At 39.3% G+C, this 19501-nt stretch carries 20 protein-coding genes; 15 read left to right on the plus strand and 5 right to left on the minus strand.

The window, feature by feature from the left end; translation table 11 throughout:
- Window positions 1–206: 206 nt before the first annotated feature.
- Window positions 207–335, minus strand: coding sequence for a hypothetical protein (locus tag V7K50_RS08830; RefSeq protein WP_334959146.1), 129 nt, complete (start codon window positions 333–335; stop codon window positions 207–209).
- Between the two features lie 119 nt (window positions 336–454).
- Between V7K50_RS08830 and V7K50_RS08835 the strand changes: the two genes are divergently transcribed.
- On the plus strand, window positions 455–829 hold the full coding sequence (locus V7K50_RS08835; protein WP_223265518.1) for a plasmid mobilization protein: 375 nt from the start codon (window positions 455–457) through the stop codon (window positions 827–829).
- Window positions 826–2331 carry a relaxase/mobilization nuclease domain-containing protein gene (locus V7K50_RS08840; protein ID WP_334959149.1) on the plus strand — a complete coding sequence of 502 codons (1506 nt, stop codon included), beginning with the start codon at window positions 826–828 and terminating at the stop codon, window positions 2329–2331. The genes V7K50_RS08835 and V7K50_RS08840 overlap by 4 nt, the downstream gene beginning before the upstream one ends.
- 68 nt (window positions 2332–2399) lie before the next feature.
- On the opposite strand, the gene V7K50_RS08845 is transcribed toward V7K50_RS08840, so the two are convergent.
- A complete protein-coding gene (locus V7K50_RS08845; RefSeq protein ID WP_334959151.1) occupies window positions 2400–2948 on the minus strand; it encodes a TetR/AcrR family transcriptional regulator in 549 nt (182 codons plus the stop codon).
- A 268-nt stretch (window positions 2949–3216) separates the two neighbouring features.
- On the opposite strand from V7K50_RS08845, the gene V7K50_RS08850 reads away from it, so the two are divergent.
- The 4 genes from V7K50_RS08850 (at window position 3217) to V7K50_RS08865 (ending at window position 11228) form a co-directional block, all read left to right on the plus strand.
- Entirely contained in the window at window positions 3217–3834 is a 618-nt protein-coding gene (locus tag V7K50_RS08850) for a glutathione S-transferase family protein (RefSeq protein ID WP_334959153.1), read from the plus strand.
- 120 nt (window positions 3835–3954) lie between these two features.
- Window positions 3955–4548, plus strand: coding sequence for a pyridoxamine 5'-phosphate oxidase family protein (locus V7K50_RS08855; protein WP_334959155.1), 594 nt, complete (start codon window positions 3955–3957; stop codon window positions 4546–4548).
- 127 nt (window positions 4549–4675) lie between these two features.
- Window positions 4676–5983 carry a hypothetical protein gene (locus V7K50_RS08860; protein ID WP_334959157.1) on the plus strand — a complete coding sequence of 436 codons (1308 nt, stop codon included), beginning with the start codon at window positions 4676–4678 and terminating at the stop codon, window positions 5981–5983.
- Window positions 5984–6317: 334 nt separating this feature from the next.
- A complete protein-coding gene (locus V7K50_RS08865) occupies window positions 6318–11228 on the plus strand; it encodes a DUF3883 domain-containing protein (RefSeq protein WP_334959159.1) in 4911 nt (1636 codons plus the stop codon).
- A gap of 208 nt (window positions 11229–11436) precedes the next feature.
- Here the strand turns inward: V7K50_RS08865 and V7K50_RS08870 are convergent, their stop codons facing one another.
- The gene (locus V7K50_RS08870; protein ID WP_334959161.1) at window positions 11437–12057 is read right to left on the minus strand and encodes a hypothetical protein; all 621 of its coding nucleotides are present in this window, start codon (window positions 12055–12057) and stop codon (window positions 11437–11439) included.
- Between the two features lie 131 nt (window positions 12058–12188).
- On the opposite strand from V7K50_RS08870, the gene V7K50_RS08875 reads away from it, so the two are divergent.
- Genes V7K50_RS08875 through V7K50_RS08885 form a run of 3 tightly spaced genes read left to right on the plus strand, consistent with a single transcriptional unit; the run spans window position 12189 to window position 13309 of the window.
- Window positions 12189–12419 carry a hypothetical protein gene (locus tag V7K50_RS08875; protein WP_334959163.1) on the plus strand — a complete coding sequence of 77 codons (231 nt, stop codon included), beginning with the start codon at window positions 12189–12191 and terminating at the stop codon, window positions 12417–12419.
- Between the two features lie 57 nt (window positions 12420–12476).
- Complete coding sequence (locus V7K50_RS08880; protein ID WP_334959165.1) at window positions 12477–12728, plus strand: hypothetical protein; 252 nt, start codon at window positions 12477–12479, stop codon at window positions 12726–12728.
- A 2-nt stretch (window positions 12729–12730) separates the two neighbouring features.
- Window positions 12731–13309, plus strand: coding sequence for a siphovirus Gp157 family protein (locus V7K50_RS08885; RefSeq protein ID WP_334959167.1), 579 nt, complete (start codon window positions 12731–12733; stop codon window positions 13307–13309).
- Between the two features lie 314 nt (window positions 13310–13623).
- On the opposite strand, the gene V7K50_RS08890 is transcribed toward V7K50_RS08885, so the two are convergent.
- Window positions 13624–14187, minus strand: a complete 564-nt coding sequence (locus V7K50_RS08890; RefSeq protein WP_334959169.1) for a Uma2 family endonuclease — start codon at window positions 14185–14187, stop codon at window positions 13624–13626.
- A 124-nt stretch (window positions 14188–14311) separates the two neighbouring features.
- Here V7K50_RS08890 and V7K50_RS08895 point away from each other — a divergent pair, with 124 nt between their 5' ends.
- From V7K50_RS08895 to V7K50_RS08920, 6 genes are all read left to right on the plus strand, one after another.
- The gene (locus V7K50_RS08895; protein WP_334959171.1) at window positions 14312–14953 is read left to right on the plus strand and encodes a hypothetical protein; all 642 of its coding nucleotides are present in this window, start codon (window positions 14312–14314) and stop codon (window positions 14951–14953) included.
- Window positions 14954–14958: 5 nt separating this feature from the next.
- Window positions 14959–15396, plus strand: a complete 438-nt coding sequence (locus V7K50_RS08900; protein ID WP_334959173.1) for a hypothetical protein — start codon at window positions 14959–14961, stop codon at window positions 15394–15396.
- A gap of 152 nt (window positions 15397–15548) precedes the next feature.
- Window positions 15549–16373, plus strand: coding sequence for a hypothetical protein (locus V7K50_RS08905; protein ID WP_334959175.1), 825 nt, complete (start codon window positions 15549–15551; stop codon window positions 16371–16373).
- A complete protein-coding gene (locus tag V7K50_RS08910; protein WP_334959176.1) occupies window positions 16346–17104 on the plus strand; it encodes a hypothetical protein in 759 nt (252 codons plus the stop codon). Before V7K50_RS08905 ends, V7K50_RS08910 begins: the two co-directional genes overlap by 28 nt.
- Window positions 17088–17780 carry a hypothetical protein gene (locus V7K50_RS08915; protein WP_334959178.1) on the plus strand — a complete coding sequence of 231 codons (693 nt, stop codon included), beginning with the start codon at window positions 17088–17090 and terminating at the stop codon, window positions 17778–17780. Before V7K50_RS08910 ends, V7K50_RS08915 begins: the two co-directional genes overlap by 17 nt.
- Window positions 17771–18679, plus strand: a complete 909-nt coding sequence (locus V7K50_RS08920) for a ThiF family adenylyltransferase (protein WP_334959180.1) — start codon at window positions 17771–17773, stop codon at window positions 18677–18679. The genes V7K50_RS08915 and V7K50_RS08920 overlap by 10 nt, the downstream gene beginning before the upstream one ends.
- Before the next feature lie 70 nt (window positions 18680–18749).
- Here the strand turns inward: V7K50_RS08920 and V7K50_RS08925 are convergent, their stop codons facing one another.
- On the minus strand, window positions 18750–19469 hold the full coding sequence (locus tag V7K50_RS08925; RefSeq protein ID WP_162398328.1) for a response regulator: 720 nt from the start codon (window positions 19467–19469) through the stop codon (window positions 18750–18752).
- Window positions 19470–19501: the final 32 nt, after the last annotated feature.

The raw sequence follows: 19501 nt of genomic DNA on the forward strand, positions 1-19501 counted from the left end.
CATCTAACAGTTGATTCGAGTAGCCCAAAAAAACCTTTGGTGAGTAGCAAGCTATGTTGCTGTCCGGACATTTTTTCTCTTGAGAAAAAACGCACCCCCCAGGTGCGGCAACAAACTTGCCCTCCTTTCACGGTTCCCCTACCTCAGTAGGTCAACCACCGTGACAGAGGGGAAGACGATACGAAAATTCTCTGTAAAAGTTTAGCCTAGAAAATTTCTGCAAGGTTTGGGCGGATTAGCTTTTTAATTGCGGGATGTGCTACGCCTTGCCGTAGGCGATCGCTTTCGCTATATCGAGATGCCCCTAGCGCTATCTTGACTTCCTTAGTACTCAACCAAAGCTATTGCAGCGTATTCCATTATCTTGCGTCGCATCTTGGCATCGAACCAGAATCGGAAGTAACCGCTTGGTCAATGACAAATGATAGTGCAGTCGTCAAACTTAAAACAGCTAATGACTAATGCATCAATAATGCGACAAAAACGCTCACACAGGATAGACATTAGACTGACTTTGGCAGAATACGAGAAAGCACAGCTAATGGCAGATGAAAATAATCTCACTATGAGTGAGTTGTTTCGTGCCAAGACTCTGAAAAATAGATTGCCCAGGCGTGTCACCAAAGTTGCAGGCCAAACTTACTGGGAGTTGGGGAAAATAGGTAACAATCTCAACCAAATAGCTAAAGCAATCAATACTTCAGTACTCATGGGAGAACCTGTAGTCGTAGATAGAGCATTGTTGTCACAGGTAAGAGATTTGGTGAAACAGGTACGGCGAGAGATTGCTGAAATTGATTTAATCACTGATTTACAAGATGAAGGATGATTGGCAAGCACATCAAAGGTAAAAGTTTTCGGGGACTGCTAAACTACCTCTTTGGCAAAGATGGAGCAAGACAAATCGGTGGGAATATGGAAGGAACAAACCCACGCGAACTAGCAGCTGAATTTGGTATATCTCGAAGATTAAACCCGAAGGTGAGCAGGGCTGTTTATCACGCTTCTCTCAGTTTGGCCCATAAAGAGAGTTTAGATGATGATACTTGGGATGAAATCGCCCATAAGTATCTGCAAGCAATGGGTTTTGATATGAACCAATATGTCGTAGTGCGGCATACTGACCGGACTCATGAACACATACATATTGCTGCCAGTCGCATTCAATTAGATGGGACTACAGTTTCTGATAGCTGGGACGATCGCAGAAGTGAAACGGTAATTCGTAAGTTGGAGCACGAATACAATTTACAATCGGTGCAACCAAGTTGGGAAAAAGATAAGCATAGTCCAACTACTGGCGAACGTAGGCACATTGCCAGAACTGGAGAGGAAAGCGTTAGGGTCAAACTTCAGCGATCGCTCGACCAAGCAACACACGACCATCCCACTATGCCAGAGTTAATAGAGCAAACGCAACAACAAGGTATTAATGTCCGTGTTGGTTATACTCGCACAGGCATTGTCAAAGGCATTAGTTATCAACTTGATGGTGTGGCTTTTAGTGGTACGCATCTGGGTAAAGCATACACCTTTCCTGGTTTACAAAAGCATCGAGGTGTAAACTACAGTCCCAAGCGGGATGACAAACGCATCCAGAAACTCATGGAACAAGCTGTTGAAAATCCTATACCAGCAGTACCTCCAAAACAGGATGACAAACGTATCCAGAAACTCATGGAGCAAACTGTTGAAAATCCTATACCAGCAGTTACTCAAACAAACTCCTTGCCTATACCAGAACCAACAAACTGGGAGCAAATACGCCTAAAGTTAAGCCAGCAGTACAATTTACCCAATTCTCTGCTCACAGAACTGTATGAAAAGGGTTGGCTCTATGCAAGTCAAACAGGTCAAGCAATATTTGTGGAACGCACACTCGATGATCTTCCAACTCTTGCCAAGCAGCTAGAACCAACAGGTAACTTCAGCGCTATTCCCCTGAACTCTGAAGCTACGAAAAATGGTAGTTTTTGGATTGCTACAGATGCCACACTAGAAAGAGCAGTGCTACTAAGTGACCCGATTGAAGTTCTCTCTGTCATTGCCTTAGAATCAACTGTTGACAAAGAAAAGCGCAAACCTACATTGTATTGGAGTGTAGGCGATAGCCAGCAAATACCTCTAGAATTTTTGCGAGCGATCGATGCAGTAGTCATCGCTTTTAAAGATAATGAGAAAGTTGAGGACTTGATAGCTGAGATACTGGCTGAACTACCCCAAGCCAAACAAGTTTCTCCCGGTGAAGCTGGTTGGAATGGGATGCTAACTAACAATCACTTGCAACCCAACCAAAGGCGAATCCCAGAGCTTCAAGGTTGGGAACTTTGATATCAGTTATCATTAAAAGAAACACCATCCCATCGACTAAGGAACAGCCAGCACCCGCAGGTACTCTCCTACAAATCTTGGCACAGTTGTTGTGGCAATTGTTTCATCACACGGACAAAAGGAGCCACATCATCCAAACCCTGCGCCACAATCAGAGCGCCTTGAATGGCAATAGCAGCATCTTCCCCACGCTCATGAGCCAGCGTCTCATCTAATCCGGCTACCCTCAAAACAGTTGCTATTTCATCAATCCAGGTTCGTAATAGTGTTTGCACCTTGGTATGAAAGATATCTCGTGCTGACCCCATCAACAATATGGCACACATACAGGGTTGTTGTCCGCCTTCATATAGCTCGTTAATCTGCTCACACATCTTAGTCAACCGAGTGAGCCCATCCCCTCCACCGCGAAGTATCTGTAAAATGTGTTCCTCCAACCAACATTCCATAAAATCCAACACCGCCGTCACCATTTCATCCTTCCCACCGGGGAAGTGATGGTAAAGACTGGCTTTCCCCAAACCTGTCGCTTGTGAAATTTTCGATAAAGTCGCCCCATCGTAACCATACTGTCGAAACAGTTGTAGCAAGCAGGGAATATAAGTATCTTTTGCCATTTACAGAAATTGAAATCTCATCTCTTGACATTATACCGAACGATTGGTACAGTTATTTTGTACCGAACGCTTGGTACAAAATAACTGTACCAATTCCTTAATTTGCAGGGATGTCTATGCAGCATCTCGAATCGCAAGAGGTGTCAGTTGACAACGGGAGAAATCAACTTGCCGTGACTATCTCTGATTGCTGTCGTTCTTATTCCCGTTAGACCGCTAATTTTTAACCTAACAGTGCTTCTTTTTACAGAATATTGAGGATTAACCAATGATTAAGCTTTATGGTCACGAACTCTCTGGTAACAGCTATAAGGTCAAGCTCTTGCTATCACTATTGGGCATTGAACATGAATGGATTAAGGTCGATTTGCTGAAGGGGGAACACAAAGCCTCTGAATTTCAGTCGCTTAATCCCTTCGGTCAAGTTCCCGTATTAGTGGATGGCGACACAATTATAAAAGACGCACAGGCAATTTTGGTTTATTTGGCTCGTTTTTATGGTGGTGAACAATGGTTGCCACTGGATGCTGTCTCACTTAGTCAGGTTGTACGTTGGCTATCTACAACTGCGGGTGAAGTGCGTCAGGGGCCAGAATCGGCTCGTTTGTACTATCTGTTTAATGCCACCAGTATTGATATTGACAGAGCTAACCAAAAAGCAGAGTTTATTCTTACACAACTTAACCAACATTTGCGCGATCGCCAATGGTTAGAGTTCGAGCGGATAACTATTGCAGATATAGCAGTATTCCCCTATGTTGCCTTAGCACCAGATGGCAAAATTGTTCTTGACTCTTATCCTCATATTCTGGCATGGATTGAGCGAGTTAAGACCCTTCCCGGTTTTATAGGAATGCAAGGAATTGCAGCACCTGCCTTGGTATAGGCAAATAACACCCAGTTTAGATGGAGAAGGTAGAGAGTCAGAGGAATTTTTTCCCTTCTCTTCTCCTCTGTCTTTTCTCTATCTTCCCCTGTTTTTAGATATGTAAAAATAAAGAGTTATATGGCACGTAAATTTACGCAAATTGCTTTCACGCCTGCTGTCAAAGTTGCTCAAGAACAACGTGGCTCACGGCAGACCTATGCTCGATTTGAGCAAAATGGGCCTTCTAACGATACCATCACACCAGAAATTGAGGAATTTATCGCCCAAATGGATGGTTTTTATTTGGGAACCGTCGGTTCTAATGGTTATCCCTACATTCAATTTCGTGGTGGACAACCTGGGTTTTTGAAAGCTGTAGATGAAAAGACTTTAGGATTTGCTGACTTCAAAGGCAATGTTCAATATGTTACCGTTGGTAATCTTGACGAAAATGATAAAGCTTTTTTGTTTTTGATGGATTATCGCCATCGCCGACGGTTGAAAATTTGGGGGCGGGCTATGTATGTAGAAGATGATAGCGAACTAATTGAAAGCCTGAAACTTCCTAACTATGAAGCAGAAGTGGAACGAGTGATTCTGTTTCACATTGAAGCTTGGAATTGGAACTGTCCACAGCACATTCCTATTCGCTATTCTGAACAAGAAGTGGCGGCATTGCAAGCGAGAATAACTCAACTAGAGGAACTTATTGCTCATCAGCAGCAAATCTAATTTTTCTGAGTGACCCAAGCCAATCAAAGGTTTCAGGCGAAAATTTATGTAAGTAAAATGTGGAAAAGTTAGTTCTAGCGCAGCTAACGCCACTTAGAGAGGGATAAACTCTCTAGGCGTAACTGCCATGACCTTAAATCCCAGAGAAACAACGATTAAATTTCTTAGACAAATAGGCTTTACCACCGGAACCAAAATTTGGCTCAGGATTTCTTGGGACTTGCCCCCAGAAATGATACCTAAAGACTGGAATAACTACTGTCGCAATGGTCAATTTGTCTACTCCCACTACATTCTCTGCGGTAAAATCACCCAGCAAGGATTTCAACTCTACTGTTGCACTTATGGAGGTCGAGACAAACAGGGCAACACTTGCTGGCGATTGACACCTAAACGCTATGCTGATGGTTGGGCATTGGCATTTAAAATGTCATCTCTTGGTGCTACAGTCAGCTTTTACCCCAACCAACCAGACAAGGGAATCAGCAATCAGCACGTTAGTCAATGCCAATGTTTATTCTACGAAATTGATGATTTGGCATTGAGTAAGCAGCGACAAGCTGTAGATCGCTTAAAGGACGAAATCAACTTGGAACCCGCCGCCGTAGTTTATACAGGTGGGAAATCCCTGCACGTTTACTTTAAATGCAGCCATTTCTTGAATCCTGCTGAATGGCTGTATCTCAATCGCCAACTGACGATTATCCAAAACGCAGATCCAGCTATTTGCAACTTAGCTCGTTCCATGAGACTGCCAGGTATGCTTCGCAGACGGGTGGTGGATGGAATATTGAGTGCAACTATACCCATTACCCTAGAGCATTGGTCAAACTGTCAGTACAACCTGGAAGAACTAGAAACCGCATTTGATTCTACAGCCTTATTTCCCTACGAACTTTCTGAGCAACGTTGGCGCAAGTGGGTGCAGCTTCTCACAAAAGCGAAAAATGGAGAAGTTATCGACCCACAAACAGCGTTACTGCAACATTCTATTACTGCACCTCGCCCAACCTTGCATTGCCGACGAGGGACAGTAACACAGGCTACAACCAGAGATAATTGCTCATCTCTTAAACAACTACGCGCTAGCGGAGTGTCTGTTCCTTTGTCTATCTGTTTAACTTTGAGCGATCGCACTTTACTAACTTATGGCGAATCTGAGGGAAACAGAAACAATTCTGGCTACAAATTAGCTCGTAACCTACTAGGTACATCTAATTTACTCACTAGAAACCGAATCGCTTATCATCCCGAACCACGCCAACTATTTGACCGATATTGCGATCGCTGTAAACCTCCACTTGAACCAACTGAGGCGGATACAATTTGGCACAGTGCGAATAAAACAACAGCCTTTGCCAGTCGGGACTTTGGCTCTATCGCTATGAGCATACGTCAGTGGAAATTACGGCGCAAAGCAAAAAAACGGTACTAAAAAACCGGAAATGAGTTAAAGCGAGTTTTAAATAGATACTCTTTAGTAAATTCAAAGACCCAATAGCTTTTTACATACAGGGCTGTTTCATGGTCTAAAAGACTTGCAATGCTTAGGATGCAACTAAACCTTTCTAGGCATTATAGTTTAATTTACGGTTATTTAAAGATATAAATCTATCTCAAAAAGCTTGCTATATTCAGTATATCGGTTCTGACTATAGCGTTTCCTAGGCAACTGAGGTACACCCAAATCTTGTTTACCGAGGTTAGTAGCTTTGAAAACGTGCCTCACTAGGTTGGGAACCGTTATAACTCACCCAATAGCATAGATTATGACAAACAACCAGATCACAACACCCTTTAGTCAAGATGATGATAATCTTATGCAACAACTTCTCCAAGATTGGAGATTGTCAGAACCAATACTGATGGGACAATATACAAGAGTTAAGAGCAAACCTTTTGGTTTTTTTAATAATGTTAAAAATAAAGACGGTAAACTTTTATTATACCCGCAGCGATTAGGTAAAGTTAGTGTATATGTCCATCGGGATGATTTAGAGGAAGGAACTTATTATGAATTTAGATTTTGTTTATCATCCCTAAAAGAACGCCAAAATAAAAACAATCGGTTTTTGATTCAAACGGATATAATCCAGGAAATTATTGAAATTGATAATCCTCGTAAATGGCTTGAATATCTGTTTAACAATACGGGTAGTACACCCAAAGATGCTTTAGATTTGGCTAGAGCATTGAAAAAAATTGCTGGGGATTTATATACAGAGACAGAGCGTTTTATATTTGAAATTTTACAGAATGCAGATGACTTTCCAGGAGATTCAGGTATAGTAAAAACTCATTTTGTTATCTTACAAGAGCATTTACTTATTCTTCACGATGGGAAACATTTTAGTCAAAGAGAAGTTGAAGCAATTTCTAGTATTGGGGATAGTACTAAATCTAATGATTCCTCGAAAACTGGTTATAAAGGAATAGGTTTTAAATCTGTTTTTACAGATGCAGATTGCGTTTATGTATTTTCTGGTAACTATCAATTTAGATATGATAAAAACTATTATGTAAATCCTGAAGAATTGCCGTGGCAAATTAAACCAATATGGACAGACAACAATGAATTACCACTAGAAATTAGAAAATATAGCGATTTTTATACAAATCCTGTAGCAATAGCACTTCATGTAGGAATTGATAAAATCAAGGAATATAAAGAAAGGATCAGAGAGCTTTTTTCTGAGCCTAGATTTATGCTATTTTTGCGTCATATAAATTTGATTGACGTATCAGGATTAAGTTCAGGATTAAAAATTAGTCTTCAATTAAATAGAAATTATAATCTCAGTCAAATAGTATACAATGGCAGTATCAAAAGTCAGTGGTTAAGTAAAGATTTTGAATTTATTGTTCCTGAAGATGTCAGGAATAGAATACAAACTGATCAAACAGTACCTAAAAAATTACAGGAAGCAATCAGAACCAAACTAAGTTTTGCTGCTAAGTTGGATAGTAATAAATTACTTTCCCTACCTTCTCAAGAATCAGTATTATTTACTTATTTACCTACCAATGTTAAAGATTATCAATTTCCGCTATTAGTTAATGCAGATTTTCTGACAACAGCTAATCGTGAAGGTATACGTAAAGATAGTGACTGGAATGGTTTTGTCTTTCAACAAATAGGCTACTACTTTTTTGAAGTGTTAGCTTGGATATGTAATTCTTATCCAGAGTACAAAAACTACATTACTGACTTAATACCTCATCAATTAAATAGTACAGAAAAATTGTCAACTAGTTTTAATCATGGATTGGCTCAAGGAATAGAAAATATTGCGTTTATCCCATCAGATGAAACAGACAAACTACTAAAAGTAAGTGAAGCTATCATTGACGATACAGGTATTACTGAAATTATTAATCTTGAAAAGATAAAGTCTATATTAAATATTCAGAAGAAGTTTGTAAGCAGTTCATTAAAAAATTCTCATAAATTACAATCATTAGGTGTTGAAATATTCGATTTTAATAAGCTCGTAACCTTGCTAAAAAGATATTATTATGATTCTTTAGAAGAATATATTACAATTATTATTCATTTAAAAAATAAGAAATACGGAATTAAGATAAAAGAAATAAAATTACCAATTATTTGGGCTGAAAATGGGAACCTAATAGCATCTAGTTATGACCAACCTGTATATTTTCAACCATTACTAGAATGTAAAAAATTATTAAGCTTTGATAATTTTGCTTTTGTTTACCCCAAGCTAGATCAAGACAGTCAGCAACATAGCGATCTGCGTGACTCTTTACTGTCACTGGGAGTAAAAGATTTCAATCCTATAGAAGTTATTCAAGAAAGAATTAGGAAAAATAAATATGAACCTATAACTAATACAATCAATGAGCATGTTAATCATATTCGTTTTATTTTTCAATACCGCCATCAATTTACGGATATTGAATATCAAAAATTCAGTAATCTCAAACTCCTTTATAGAATAGTAGATAAATATTATCCTGCTGTAGCCTCTGGTTGTTATTTGTCTGATTACTATCAGCCAAAGTACCCTTTAGAATCCATAGCTAATAATTTAAATGAAAAACATAATTTAAAATTTATTGTATCTAATTACTGTGAATATGAGAAAGATATTACCGCTTGGAGACAATTCTTACTAAAAATTAATATTGTTAAACCAGATGGCTTAGAAATTATTAAAAATTTTATTATTCCTCTGATTGATAATTATCAAATTAATAATCTTAATACTATACAAATTGGTAGATTTATGTTTAGTGTGCTTTATAACCAGACAATAAACACTGAAATGAAACATAAACTTAGTAATTTTTTACTGCTGACTAACGATGGTTTAAAACGAGTTGCAGATTGCAATTTATCAGTTTTTTATACAAATGCTTTTGAAGCATCAGATTTTCTTCAAGAGTTTAAATTACCTAATCTTGTAAGCCATGAATATTGTATTAATAATGAATCGCCAGAGATGTGGAGACAATTTTTACTTAATATTGGTGTGCAGGAAATTAATAGAATTGAACTGGTCAAGAAAAAAATTGCTTTAATAAAAGATAATAAAGAGCTAATTAATAATAGTAATGTTCTTCAAATTACTACAGAAATATTTAATTATTATCGTGAGCTAAGTCAAGATGATTTTGAAAAATTATCTGAAATACCAACTTTAGTAAAAAACGGTCAACTTGTACCAGCAAATCAATGCTATCTATCTAACGCTTATCATCCTAAACAAGATTTAGAAAGTTTGTTTGCTCAAACAGGCTTTTATAAAATTATTAGTCCTCAGTATATTACAGAAAACAATGCAGAAGCATGGAAACAGTTTTTTCTGAAAATTCAAGTTGCAGAAGAAATTAGAGTCTTGAGATATATTCAACGCTCGTCTTTTATATTTGCTGATGATTTAAGTAAAGCATATTTAAGATTTATTAAAGTGGATTATGCTGATAATTATGATTTGGAGAACTTACTTGAAGTTAGTGATATTGAGGATTATATTCAAACCTATAACTTTGCTTATAAATTATGGTTATATTTAAAGCAAAATTGGGATAGGATGAATTTAGAAGCTGACTCCAAAATTTGGATTAGTTCGTACAATACACGAAAAGTTTCTTCTTTATTCAAATTTTTAGTTACCCAATATCCATCAATTCCTTGTATAGATAAACAATGTCGTAAACCTTCAGACGTTTACTCATCGTCTCTGAAAGATAATTTAATTAACTGTGATTTACCTATATCAGCAATAGAACTTACGAGTAAAATAGAATTATTTTTGGGAATTAAGAGAACACTAGATATTAAAGCGTGTCTGCAAATACTAGACAATATAAATGCTAATTTTGTACAAGAGAGAGATACTAAAAAATTAGTATTAGTTTATGAACAATTATCTAAAATTGTGCAAACAATAAACGATGAAGATAAAGTTTTGATTAATCAATGGAGTAAAACAGGTAAACTGCTTGCTTGTGATGATCAACTCCATTCTATTAATAAATTGTATTACATAGATTCAGCACTGGGTTTACCTTATAAGCGGAATCATCGACTGGTTAAGTTTCCAGAAAGTTTGAGTAATTATAGTGCTTTTGAATATTTATTGTCTACTTTTAATGTTAAAAAAATCCAAAATGCTCAGGGTTATTATGATGAAAATAAAGTCTGTGAAATTTTACCGCGATTAATACGCGCGAGAGTTTACTATATTAGTGTTTACTTAGTGAACTCTACTATTCCACAATTAGTTGATGAGCAAAGCAAAAAAATTCTTATTGCTTTAGATAAACTTACTATTAGTAATCCTAGTACGCTTTATTATTCTATCAAAGATATAGGCTATGAAGAACCATTTTCTAATTTTTATGGTAGTGATGGAATTTTTTATGTTGGTCGGTGGAATAGCAGAAAAAATACCAGAATTGGGGAATACCTCATCAAAGCGTTGGAATTAGATGAGAAAAAAATTAGTAGTGAAAAGTTATTAGATTTCTTAGATGATCCTCTGGATGAAATAGTTAGTTATCTCAGAGAAGGCGGTTTTGATATTCCTGATCCATCTCCGGACATAGAAGCTAATACAACAATTATTCCAAAAGATTCGGACGATAACGCTCCTGCTGGAGAAAATCAAGAAACAAGTAGTATCATTTCAAGCTACCAAAAAGATCAAGGTCTTGGAAACGAACCAGAAGATTGGGGTAGATTTGGTGAAGATCAAGCTGAGTCGTTTTACCAAAGACTTGGTTATACTGTTTCCAAACAGCCAGATGGAACTGGTTATGATTTTCGATGTGTTAAAGCAAACAGTGAATTATTTGTAGAAATCAAAACAATTAATCCTAATTATAATGATGTGATTCGGATTACACCCAATGAATGGGAAAAAATGTGTAAATTTGATAATCAAGACAAGTATGAATTACTAATAGTTATCCATATTGGTAAATCAGTAACGAAAATGATTCGGATTCAATCTGCATGGAAAACATTACAGGAGATTTTCTCAAAACTTAGTCAACAACCTCCCACTTATTGTGGATATAATAGTAACACAATAGAAGTATTGATTGGTTTACAAGGTAATTCCAATAATTCAGGTAATGACATAATCTTTAATTACAAAAGATTAGCAGATAAGACAACTTCATTAAGTTCAAATATACAAGAAATTTAGGCGGTGCATAATCGCGGGATAATTTATCTCATGCAGAGGCGTAGAGAAGCAAAGGGGATAAGGAGTTTGAGATTTCAATATATCAAACTCCATCCCCTGATTCCAGCAATACGGAAATTTATTCTTGATTATATTTAAAAGACATAATAAATCAACTATCCTATGATACTTTCTGACTTATTACCTTTTGTTTTAATTATTTCTGACTTTACTTTACCATTTTTGGTAAATAAGACTGACGATAATTGTTCTTAGCCATCAGCCTAGCCTCACGCTTTGTCCACTGTTTTTGTAAAGGGACATCAGCCAATCTTTGTAATAATATGAACACGCTATCATCTCCAGTTAATCTAGCGATGATTTGAGCGATCGTCTTACAACAGCTCCAAGGATGACGCACCACCTGAACTTCTGCAAATCTCACCACACCCCAATTGCGCTCTAAGAAAAAACGGTTACGGATTTTATCGTCATCAACATCAATGCAGTGGTGAGGTTTACCTGTATCTCCAGTATAAGGTTCATCAATCTCAATATCGAGAGCTAACCCAGAAGATTGATGGTAAAGGATAAAATCGGCTGAGTAACGTCGAGACGAACCAGGAATTTCAAATTCCACCGCTTGACAGATAAGATTCTCTAGAAACGTACACAGTAAATGGCGAAAAAACTCCTTTTCGCTCACACCTTGCTTGGCTGTACCATTCCCATCTGGGGATGCAACGCATCCTTGAAACAACGCTTTTAGATACCCCTTTCCTCGATCACCGTTAGCAAACCGCCTTGCTAGGGGTGGATAAAGAATAACCGGGTAATAGCCAGTAGACATTAGTAGTTATCAGGCTGCTCGTGTTTAACAGTTTTTATTCGCAAGTATCAACCTTAATTGTAATCAAGAAAACTCATCTCAGCTACTGACCAAGTGCATAATAATATTATTCACCATTAATGGAGATACCCATGAAAGAATTAATGAAACAGCCTTCATCTTGGCTACCAAATGGAATAAAACTTAATCTTTCTGATCAGTTTCGTCCTTTTTCTTTTACTGAAGAATTACAAATAGGTTTAGAGGAACTATTAGAAAAAAATAAAGAAAACTTACTCAATCCAGATGAACAAGCAGAATTAGCTGGGTTATTAGAATTAGAAAAAATCTTCAGTTTTATCAACGCTAAACTTGCTTCTTAATTGTGGTCATCAACAATTTTGTTCGCTTAAACGTCCGTAAAAGGGCAAAATCCTTGTGTGAATATTGTCACTCTCCAGACGCGCTATCGCGCCACGGTTTCTGGCATTAAGCAAGCAACATTTATGCAAACACTGACAATAACTTTAACTTCGGCTGACTCAACTATTGCTGCTAATCAAAATCTTCAACCTCCACAAAAGGTCATTTCCAATTTATCTTTCAATACTAATTTAGATTCAGGCACTATAGCTATCTTAGAACAGATTGAAGCTGAATATGAATACTACCAAGCTTGTGAGGAGTGGTAGTCATGAATTTAGCACTCGCTCAACAATCCTTAGCAGGACTTTCCCAAACTGCTGCTCATCTCTGGGAACAACTAACCAATTGCCAGACTCCTGAAGAGGAAGCTGCTATCATCACCGCTATTTGGGAAACTCAGGAAGTTCAAGAAGAAGTTGTTGATATCCAAGCAGAATTAGCATTGCAACTGGATGCTGAAATAGCGGCTATTAAGCAACGACTAGAACATCTAAAAGCTGTACATCAATCAGCACTGTTAAGACTAGAACGCTGGCGACAAAAATTAGATGAAACTATTTTAGAACAAACTGCCGCAGGAATTCTACCTGAGCAAATGATTGGTAATTCACTTCGCATCACAATTCAAGAAAATCCGCCAAGTTGTGAGGTGCTGATAGATGCAGAACAATTGTCTCCAAAATACCGCAGAGAAAAGACTGTTTACTCAGCAGACAAGAAAGCTATCATTGCTGCTTGGAAGAAAGGTATTCCTGTAGATGGTACTCACATCATGCGTAAGCGTCGAGTTATTTATGCTTTGACAGCAACGGCAATTCAAGACTTCAAAGACTCGCTTTTAACTTAGCAATAGCTTTAACTAATTTATCAGCCAACAGCAGAAATTTTACTGTTTTGTTGGCTGCTACTTCTACGTCAACCAAAAAGTTTTTAGAAGTCAAGACAAGCGGACATTTCAGGTAAATACAGAGAGGGAGCAAAACAACCTATTAGTTAGCATTTCAGGCGATACCCCTAGCTCAGAAGCAAGCGATGTTTGGCGACAAGCCTTATAAGCATCTACGCTCTTAAACCAATGGTGAATACTCCTGATTCACGATGGCTGAAACTCCTGTTTTTACGTCATCAAAAATTTGTGGAGAACTTGTTTTAGCTGTTTCTCTAACTGCTCATTTTTAGCCAACCAAACACCTGAGCTACACTTAACTCCAAGTCTATCCCGGCTAACACTGGCAAACGCTCATCACCCTGCAAAAGTTCTGGTTGCTGATTTGGACGGAAGACCAAAATGGAACGATCTTCTGGGTCTATTAACCAACCTAATTGGCAACCATGATCTAAGCAATAGAGAATATTGCCTGTAACTCGATTTGAACTTTGTTCGGGAGAAAGAATTTCAATTGTCCAGTCTGGAGAAAGCAAAAAATCATTGGGTGCTTCCCCATCAGCAGCAAAGGGAATACGCGACCAGTTGAAAACCGCTACATCAGGTACTATTGAACGGATACCAAAACTACAGCGCAGTTCTGGAAAGGCATAAGCAACATGAAGGCTTTCGGCAACATCGTTGATACTGTTGCACAACCTTAACTGTAATCGCCTATGCTTCCCTTTTGGCATTGGTTTTTGAATAATCTCACCATTAATGTAAACGCTTGCAGGCTTTGTTTCTGGTAGCTTGAGAAACTCCTCCAGAGTCAGGGATTGGGTAATTACCGTAGACATGGCTCAGTCGAGAAAAGCAAAGGGGATATGTTTTAGTCTAGCAGTACCCTACTCTCAAAAACAGTTTCTACTTCTGGCTACCGCCACAACCGCTTGCACACCAGTTAACAAGGCTAAAAAAGCTATGACTACAAAATGGCTAACACCAGAACAGGCCATTGTCAAAGCCAATCTCACTGTTACTTCTGAAACCTTAAAATCTTACATTTCAGAACAACAGGGAAAAACCACTGCTGAAGAACAGTTCCAAGCTTTAGGATTGCTATTTGACAGGGAACGCTTGCGTGCAGGTAAACCTAACTTCTTGCAACTTTTAGAACCAGTAAGTGATGAAAATAGCTACGCCGAAGATGAAATCGACTCTCATGAGTTAGACGACGATGACATAGAAACATCTGCTACCAACAAGGTAAATCAACTAGAACCATTTATTTTCGAGCAATGCAAAGTTCAAATCGTTATCACCCTACTACCTACAGAACAAACAGGAGATAGACCTGTAATGATTGCTGCCAGTAGTCACGGTGATTTCCCTGTAGTTACCATGCTCAATCAAGAAGAACTCGGTGATTTACCCCCTGCAATTGTTCAATTACTGGATGAACTGAAAGCCGATTTTCCTAATCGCCAAATTCGCCGGAATATAGCCCAGACTAAAACTGTCAAAACCAATAAACCCACTACCCAGACTCCAGTACGCACTGAAACTGCTAGATCAGATACTACTAAACCAGCAAGTAATACTACGCAAATTTCACTTTTTTAAATGCCATGACTACTACAAATAGTAACAAATTACTTGTTATCTACGAAGGTCAACAACACTGGATTCCAGAAGCGATCGCCATTGACGACCAATTACTACGGGATGCCTTTACTCCTCTTTGCGCTGAACTGGCAAACGCAGACATTGAGCGTCAACCAGGAGAACCCATTCACATCATCAAGAAACCCGGTAAGAAAGGTGCTTCTTCTCTAGATTCCCTGATAGTGGCTCCTGAAGAAATCAACCCCGCAGTCCAAATGTGCTACCAAATGCGTCAACGTCAGATCATCACTGGAATTGACTGGCAAAATGCAGGACAACTATCAGTCCAGATTGAAGAAGCGATCGCATCTGGGACAGAATTTTCTGAGTCACTCAACCAAACCCTAAAATCCCTAATAGCCTACACTTCCACATCTAGCGTTATCCCTGAAGGTTTTTGAGTGCTGACAAAAGGGGTTGGAAATTGACTTGAGGGGTAAATTATTGTCCAAATTACAGCAGTTTGCATTTCGACTGAAGTAGACCCCATACCCTACCTCTGTCTCTTTGTTTTTCAATTCCGACCCCCATGAATAACGAGTTGCACTAAAATATGTCTTACCTCGTACCCCTCAGTATGGCAGAGGCAATTTATAGTCTTTATCAGTGCCAATTTACCTTAGATGCCACAGAATCACTTGAATATCTGGAAACCCAACTCAACATTTACTCCTTACTAGCACTGTATCAGCACTACTTCCCTACCGAATGGAAAGCCAGCCAAGCCACTATTTACCCACCGACAGATGTAGATTGCCATAGTCCTAGAGAACTGGAATTCATTGTACTGATTTACACTCATCTATTTCCGTTATCCCACTGGACTGTAGAAACAGCCTACGAACAAAGATTGCATAGCATTCCTATTACCCCAATGGGTATTGACTGGACAATGGATGGAGAAATTGAACATCTCAAAGATGGTTGGCAACTACTTTTACCCTTTAGCCATGACAGTCGCCGTTGGCTTGATGAAATACACCCAGAAGGTAGCGATTGGTTTGATAGTGAATTTGCAATTCACGAAATTGCGTACAGTGACATCGACCACCCAGACAAAATTGACTACAAAAAACTCAAACGGCAGTGTCATCACTTAGATAATCCTTTAAAGTTTCTGCCTTTAACTTTAAAGCTGCTAGATCATGAAACTAAAAACCTTTGGTTGGATGAGTACGCAGACGATTATTACTACCAACCTGACTGCACCTCTTTACCTTGGTCAAAAGCATCTATTGATTTACTGACCAGAAAATGGCAGCAAGCAAACCGAATGCTGAACTGTGCAGCCAACTTAATTGATTGGCTAGAAGCAGACTTAAAACCTCATGCTCAAATCCTACTAAAATTATGGAAACAAGCATTGAAACCACATTAATCGACGTTACATCCACAGCAATTCTATCCAGCGAAATTCTACGAGCAATTTTGGCAGACCCTCCCCGAAAATCTCCAGTAATTCAAGCAGAATTGCTGTTTTTGGATGGCATTTACATCTTTCATCACCGAGACAAAGAAATTGCCGATGCTCATATTTACAAATGTATCTCACCGGCAGCCCTGAGAATTGCTTTTAGCAATGAACCAATTGATACTGGTTGGATGGAACCAGGAATTGTGCGCTGGGGTACGGGCAGTACAGACACATATTTGGTAAAATTTATCCCACCAGCCACTCATACAATCAATTGCGATGAACTTGGATCTTTAACCGTTCCACTACCTGCAATGGTGTTTGTGGGCAAGGGATTAAAATATTGGGTTTGGGCAATTCAAGAACAGGAGTTTACTCCTCAAGCACCAGCTTTTCATGTGCCACTACCCAATGTCTACAGTTCTGGACAGGTTTGCTGGGGAGTGAACGAACCACCTGCTGCTAATGGTGTATCAATTAACCATGCTTGGAATTTGTTTATTTCCAGTATTTTCACCAACCATTTAACAATAAGTAAATCACAAAAATACCGCAAGGATGTTCGCCAGCAACTCCTAAAACTGCACAAAAGATGTAGACGCGCAACCTATCCTGTATCTGACCTTGTGCCTATCGGCAATCAAAAAAGTGTCGCTATGCTTGTACAGGAAATCCTTGATGAACCCATTGCTTGAAGGTATTATTGGTTACAAAATTGTCACAACTTCATCTCTGCCAACACACACCAGCAGTGGACTAGAGTACCTTTATGCCGGAAATGGCATCTTTGCTAGAGCCATTCGTCCTGGCATAGAGGTATTAATGCCTATTTGCTTGTGTTCCCAAACTATCAAAGGGCTACCTCACCTAACACCTTATCTCAAAGTCACTCCCTTAATTCCCAAACCGCTACTACTGGAAATGTGGCGGTCGAGTTATCAAGCTGGCAATCAATTTCATGAAATTCTCTTTCATCTCCACTGTACTGATGCAGGCTGGGATTTACAAGTCCCAGAACAAATTCAAACTCCAACTAGCTGCCAGCCAACTCATTCTGGGAGTGACTCTTCCCACCAGAAAGCGGCTGTAGATATCCATTCTCACGGTTCCTTACCTGCCTTTTTCTCTACCACTGATAATGCTGACGAATCTGGCTTTCGCATCTATGGAGTACTAGGTAGAGTTAATACCCTGAAAGCAGAGATTAAATTACGGGTTGGACTGTTTCGCCACTGTTGGGATGTACCTGCTAGAGCAGTGTTTGACATTGACCCAGACTTTTTTATGGTTGATGTCTCACTTTCATCTGGCTGCAAATTTTACAGTACCGATGTACCGCCTGTAAATGTGATGGAGAAGCTATGGAGGTGAATTTCAATTTAGCAAATGCTTGTCCCCTCACCAATACCTTTATCAACTTAACCAACCGTACTATGGAGCTAAATCTTGATTTGGCAAATGCTTCTCCTGTCGTGACTGTCAACTACTCGAAGATAGAACTGTGGCTAGTTGGATGCGGCGGTACTGGTTCTTGGTTGGCTCCTTCTTTGGTTCGGTTAGGCAGAGTTCTTTCTCAGCAAGGTAAACAAGTGAAACTCTACTTTGTTGACCCGGATCATGTTGAGTCAGCTAACGTTTTACGCCAGTGCTTCTGTGATGCAGAAATCGGACTCAACAAAGCTAAAACGTTGGCGCTGCGCTACTCCCTGGCTTGGAAGATGGAAGTTACAGCGATCGCTCAACCTTTCCAATCCAAATGGATTGTTCCCAGTTACAATACCCTGATTGTTGTCACTGCTTGCGTAGATAATGCCAAAGCCAGAGAGTCAATTACCCAAGTACTTCAGCACAACACTCATCGCCCTGCGCCTCACATTTGGCATTTGGATTGCGGTAACTCCAAGCGTAGTGGTCAGGTACTATTAGGTTCCCATCTGTCTACTAACCCCAATGACTATGATTTCGAGGCTTTAGGCTGCTTTCGCTTACCTGCACCAACTATACAGCAACCCGATCTACTGGTTTCACAACCAGAAGAGTTGGCAGACAACAACTTGTCCTGTGAACAAATGGCCTTGCTCAATAGCCAGTCCTTGAGCATTAACCAGCGAGTTGCTGCGGAAGCATTTGATTATTTATTGCAATTGACGACGGGGAAACTACGACGATTTGCTACTTATTTCAACTTAGAGAGTGGTAGCGGAAAATCCCTGTATACAACGCAAGTCAGTATTATGCAGGCGATTCTCCTGGGTCACTCCTGGGCGTAGACCGTCGTAGACATCGCTCCCCTCTTAAGTTAACAACCAAGCACTGTACAGTTGCTTCTGTACAGTGACTTCAATTAAGCAAACCAGCCCGTAAAGCTAATACAGCTGCTTGGGTGCGATCGCTTGCACAAAGCTTGTTCAAAACCCCACGCACATATACTTTTACACTTCCCAAGCTGAGATAGAGTTTCTGGGCAATCTCGTTATTGCTATAGCCTTGGACAATTAACTCCAAGACTTCCAATTCCCGATTTGTCAGTGGATCTGCTTGTAGAATGCTTGCTTGCTCTGGGTCAATTGCAGAGATCGTTACCGTCTGAGTAGCATTCGGTTTTACCGCTGCTGCTGCTCCTTGACGAGTATGCTTGAGAACAATACGAGCGATCGCTGGATCAATCCAAGACTGACCTTCATGGGTGATATGCAGCGCTTCCAACAACAACTCGAACTTAATTGTTTTCACACAATAAGAGTCTGCCCCAGCTGCAAACGCTGCCAGTACCATTTGCTCCTTGGCAAAGGAAGTGAGCATCATGACTTTAGTCTGTGCTGCTGTTTCCGACACTAGAGATTCCCGAAACTGCTGCACCAGCCATATTCCGTCTCTATCCGGCAAGCCAATATCAACGATCGCTATGTCTGGTTTTGTACTTTGGAGCAGTTTCAACCCATTGGATGCTGTAGCTTCATCACCCACGACTTGAATACCTTCTTGCTCATTGAGAGAACTACGCATCCCAATCCGCGTTAAGCTATGGTCTTCAATAATTGCTACTCGAATATCTACCATCATTTACCTCAGCAGCTTGGTAACTATCTTTT

This window comes from Nostoc sp., from assembly GCF_036917135.1.
Lineage (GTDB): Bacteria > Cyanobacteriota > Cyanobacteriia > Cyanobacteriales > Nostocaceae > Nostoc.

Excerpts from the sequence above, each read along its gene's own strand:
- V7K50_RS08835 (WP_223265518.1), top strand. The coding sequence starts at position 455 with ATGACTAATGCATCAATAATGCGACAAAAACGCTCACACAGGATAGAC.
- V7K50_RS08840 (WP_334959149.1), top strand. The coding sequence starts at position 826 with ATGATTGGCAAGCACATCAAAGGTAAAAGTTTTCGGGGACTGCTAAAC.
- V7K50_RS08845 (WP_334959151.1), bottom strand. The coding sequence starts at position 2,948 with ATGGCAAAAGATACTTATATTCCCTGCTTGCTACAACTGTTTCGACAG.
- V7K50_RS08850 (WP_334959153.1), top strand. The coding sequence starts at position 3,217 with ATGATTAAGCTTTATGGTCACGAACTCTCTGGTAACAGCTATAAGGTC.
- V7K50_RS08855 (WP_334959155.1), top strand. The coding sequence starts at position 3,955 with ATGGCACGTAAATTTACGCAAATTGCTTTCACGCCTGCTGTCAAAGTT.
- V7K50_RS08860 (WP_334959157.1), top strand. The coding sequence starts at position 4,676 with ATGACCTTAAATCCCAGAGAAACAACGATTAAATTTCTTAGACAAATA.
- V7K50_RS08865 (WP_334959159.1), top strand. The coding sequence starts at position 6,318 with ATGACAAACAACCAGATCACAACACCCTTTAGTCAAGATGATGATAAT.
- V7K50_RS08870 (WP_334959161.1), bottom strand. The coding sequence starts at position 12,057 with ATGTCTACTGGCTATTACCCGGTTATTCTTTATCCACCCCTAGCAAGG.
- V7K50_RS08875 (WP_334959163.1), top strand. The coding sequence starts at position 12,189 with ATGAAAGAATTAATGAAACAGCCTTCATCTTGGCTACCAAATGGAATA.
- V7K50_RS08885 (WP_334959167.1), top strand. The coding sequence starts at position 12,731 with ATGAATTTAGCACTCGCTCAACAATCCTTAGCAGGACTTTCCCAAACT.
- V7K50_RS08890 (WP_334959169.1), bottom strand. The coding sequence starts at position 14,187 with ATGTCTACGGTAATTACCCAATCCCTGACTCTGGAGGAGTTTCTCAAG.
- V7K50_RS08895 (WP_334959171.1), top strand. The coding sequence starts at position 14,312 with ATGACTACAAAATGGCTAACACCAGAACAGGCCATTGTCAAAGCCAAT.
- V7K50_RS08900 (WP_334959173.1), top strand. The coding sequence starts at position 14,959 with ATGACTACTACAAATAGTAACAAATTACTTGTTATCTACGAAGGTCAA.
- V7K50_RS08905 (WP_334959175.1), top strand. The coding sequence starts at position 15,549 with ATGTCTTACCTCGTACCCCTCAGTATGGCAGAGGCAATTTATAGTCTT.
- V7K50_RS08910 (WP_334959176.1), top strand. The coding sequence starts at position 16,346 with ATGGAAACAAGCATTGAAACCACATTAATCGACGTTACATCCACAGCA.
- V7K50_RS08915 (WP_334959178.1), top strand. The coding sequence starts at position 17,088 with ATGAACCCATTGCTTGAAGGTATTATTGGTTACAAAATTGTCACAACT.
- V7K50_RS08920 (WP_334959180.1), top strand. The coding sequence starts at position 17,771 with ATGGAGGTGAATTTCAATTTAGCAAATGCTTGTCCCCTCACCAATACC.
- V7K50_RS08925 (WP_162398328.1), bottom strand. The coding sequence starts at position 19,469 with ATGGTAGATATTCGAGTAGCAATTATTGAAGACCATAGCTTAACGCGG.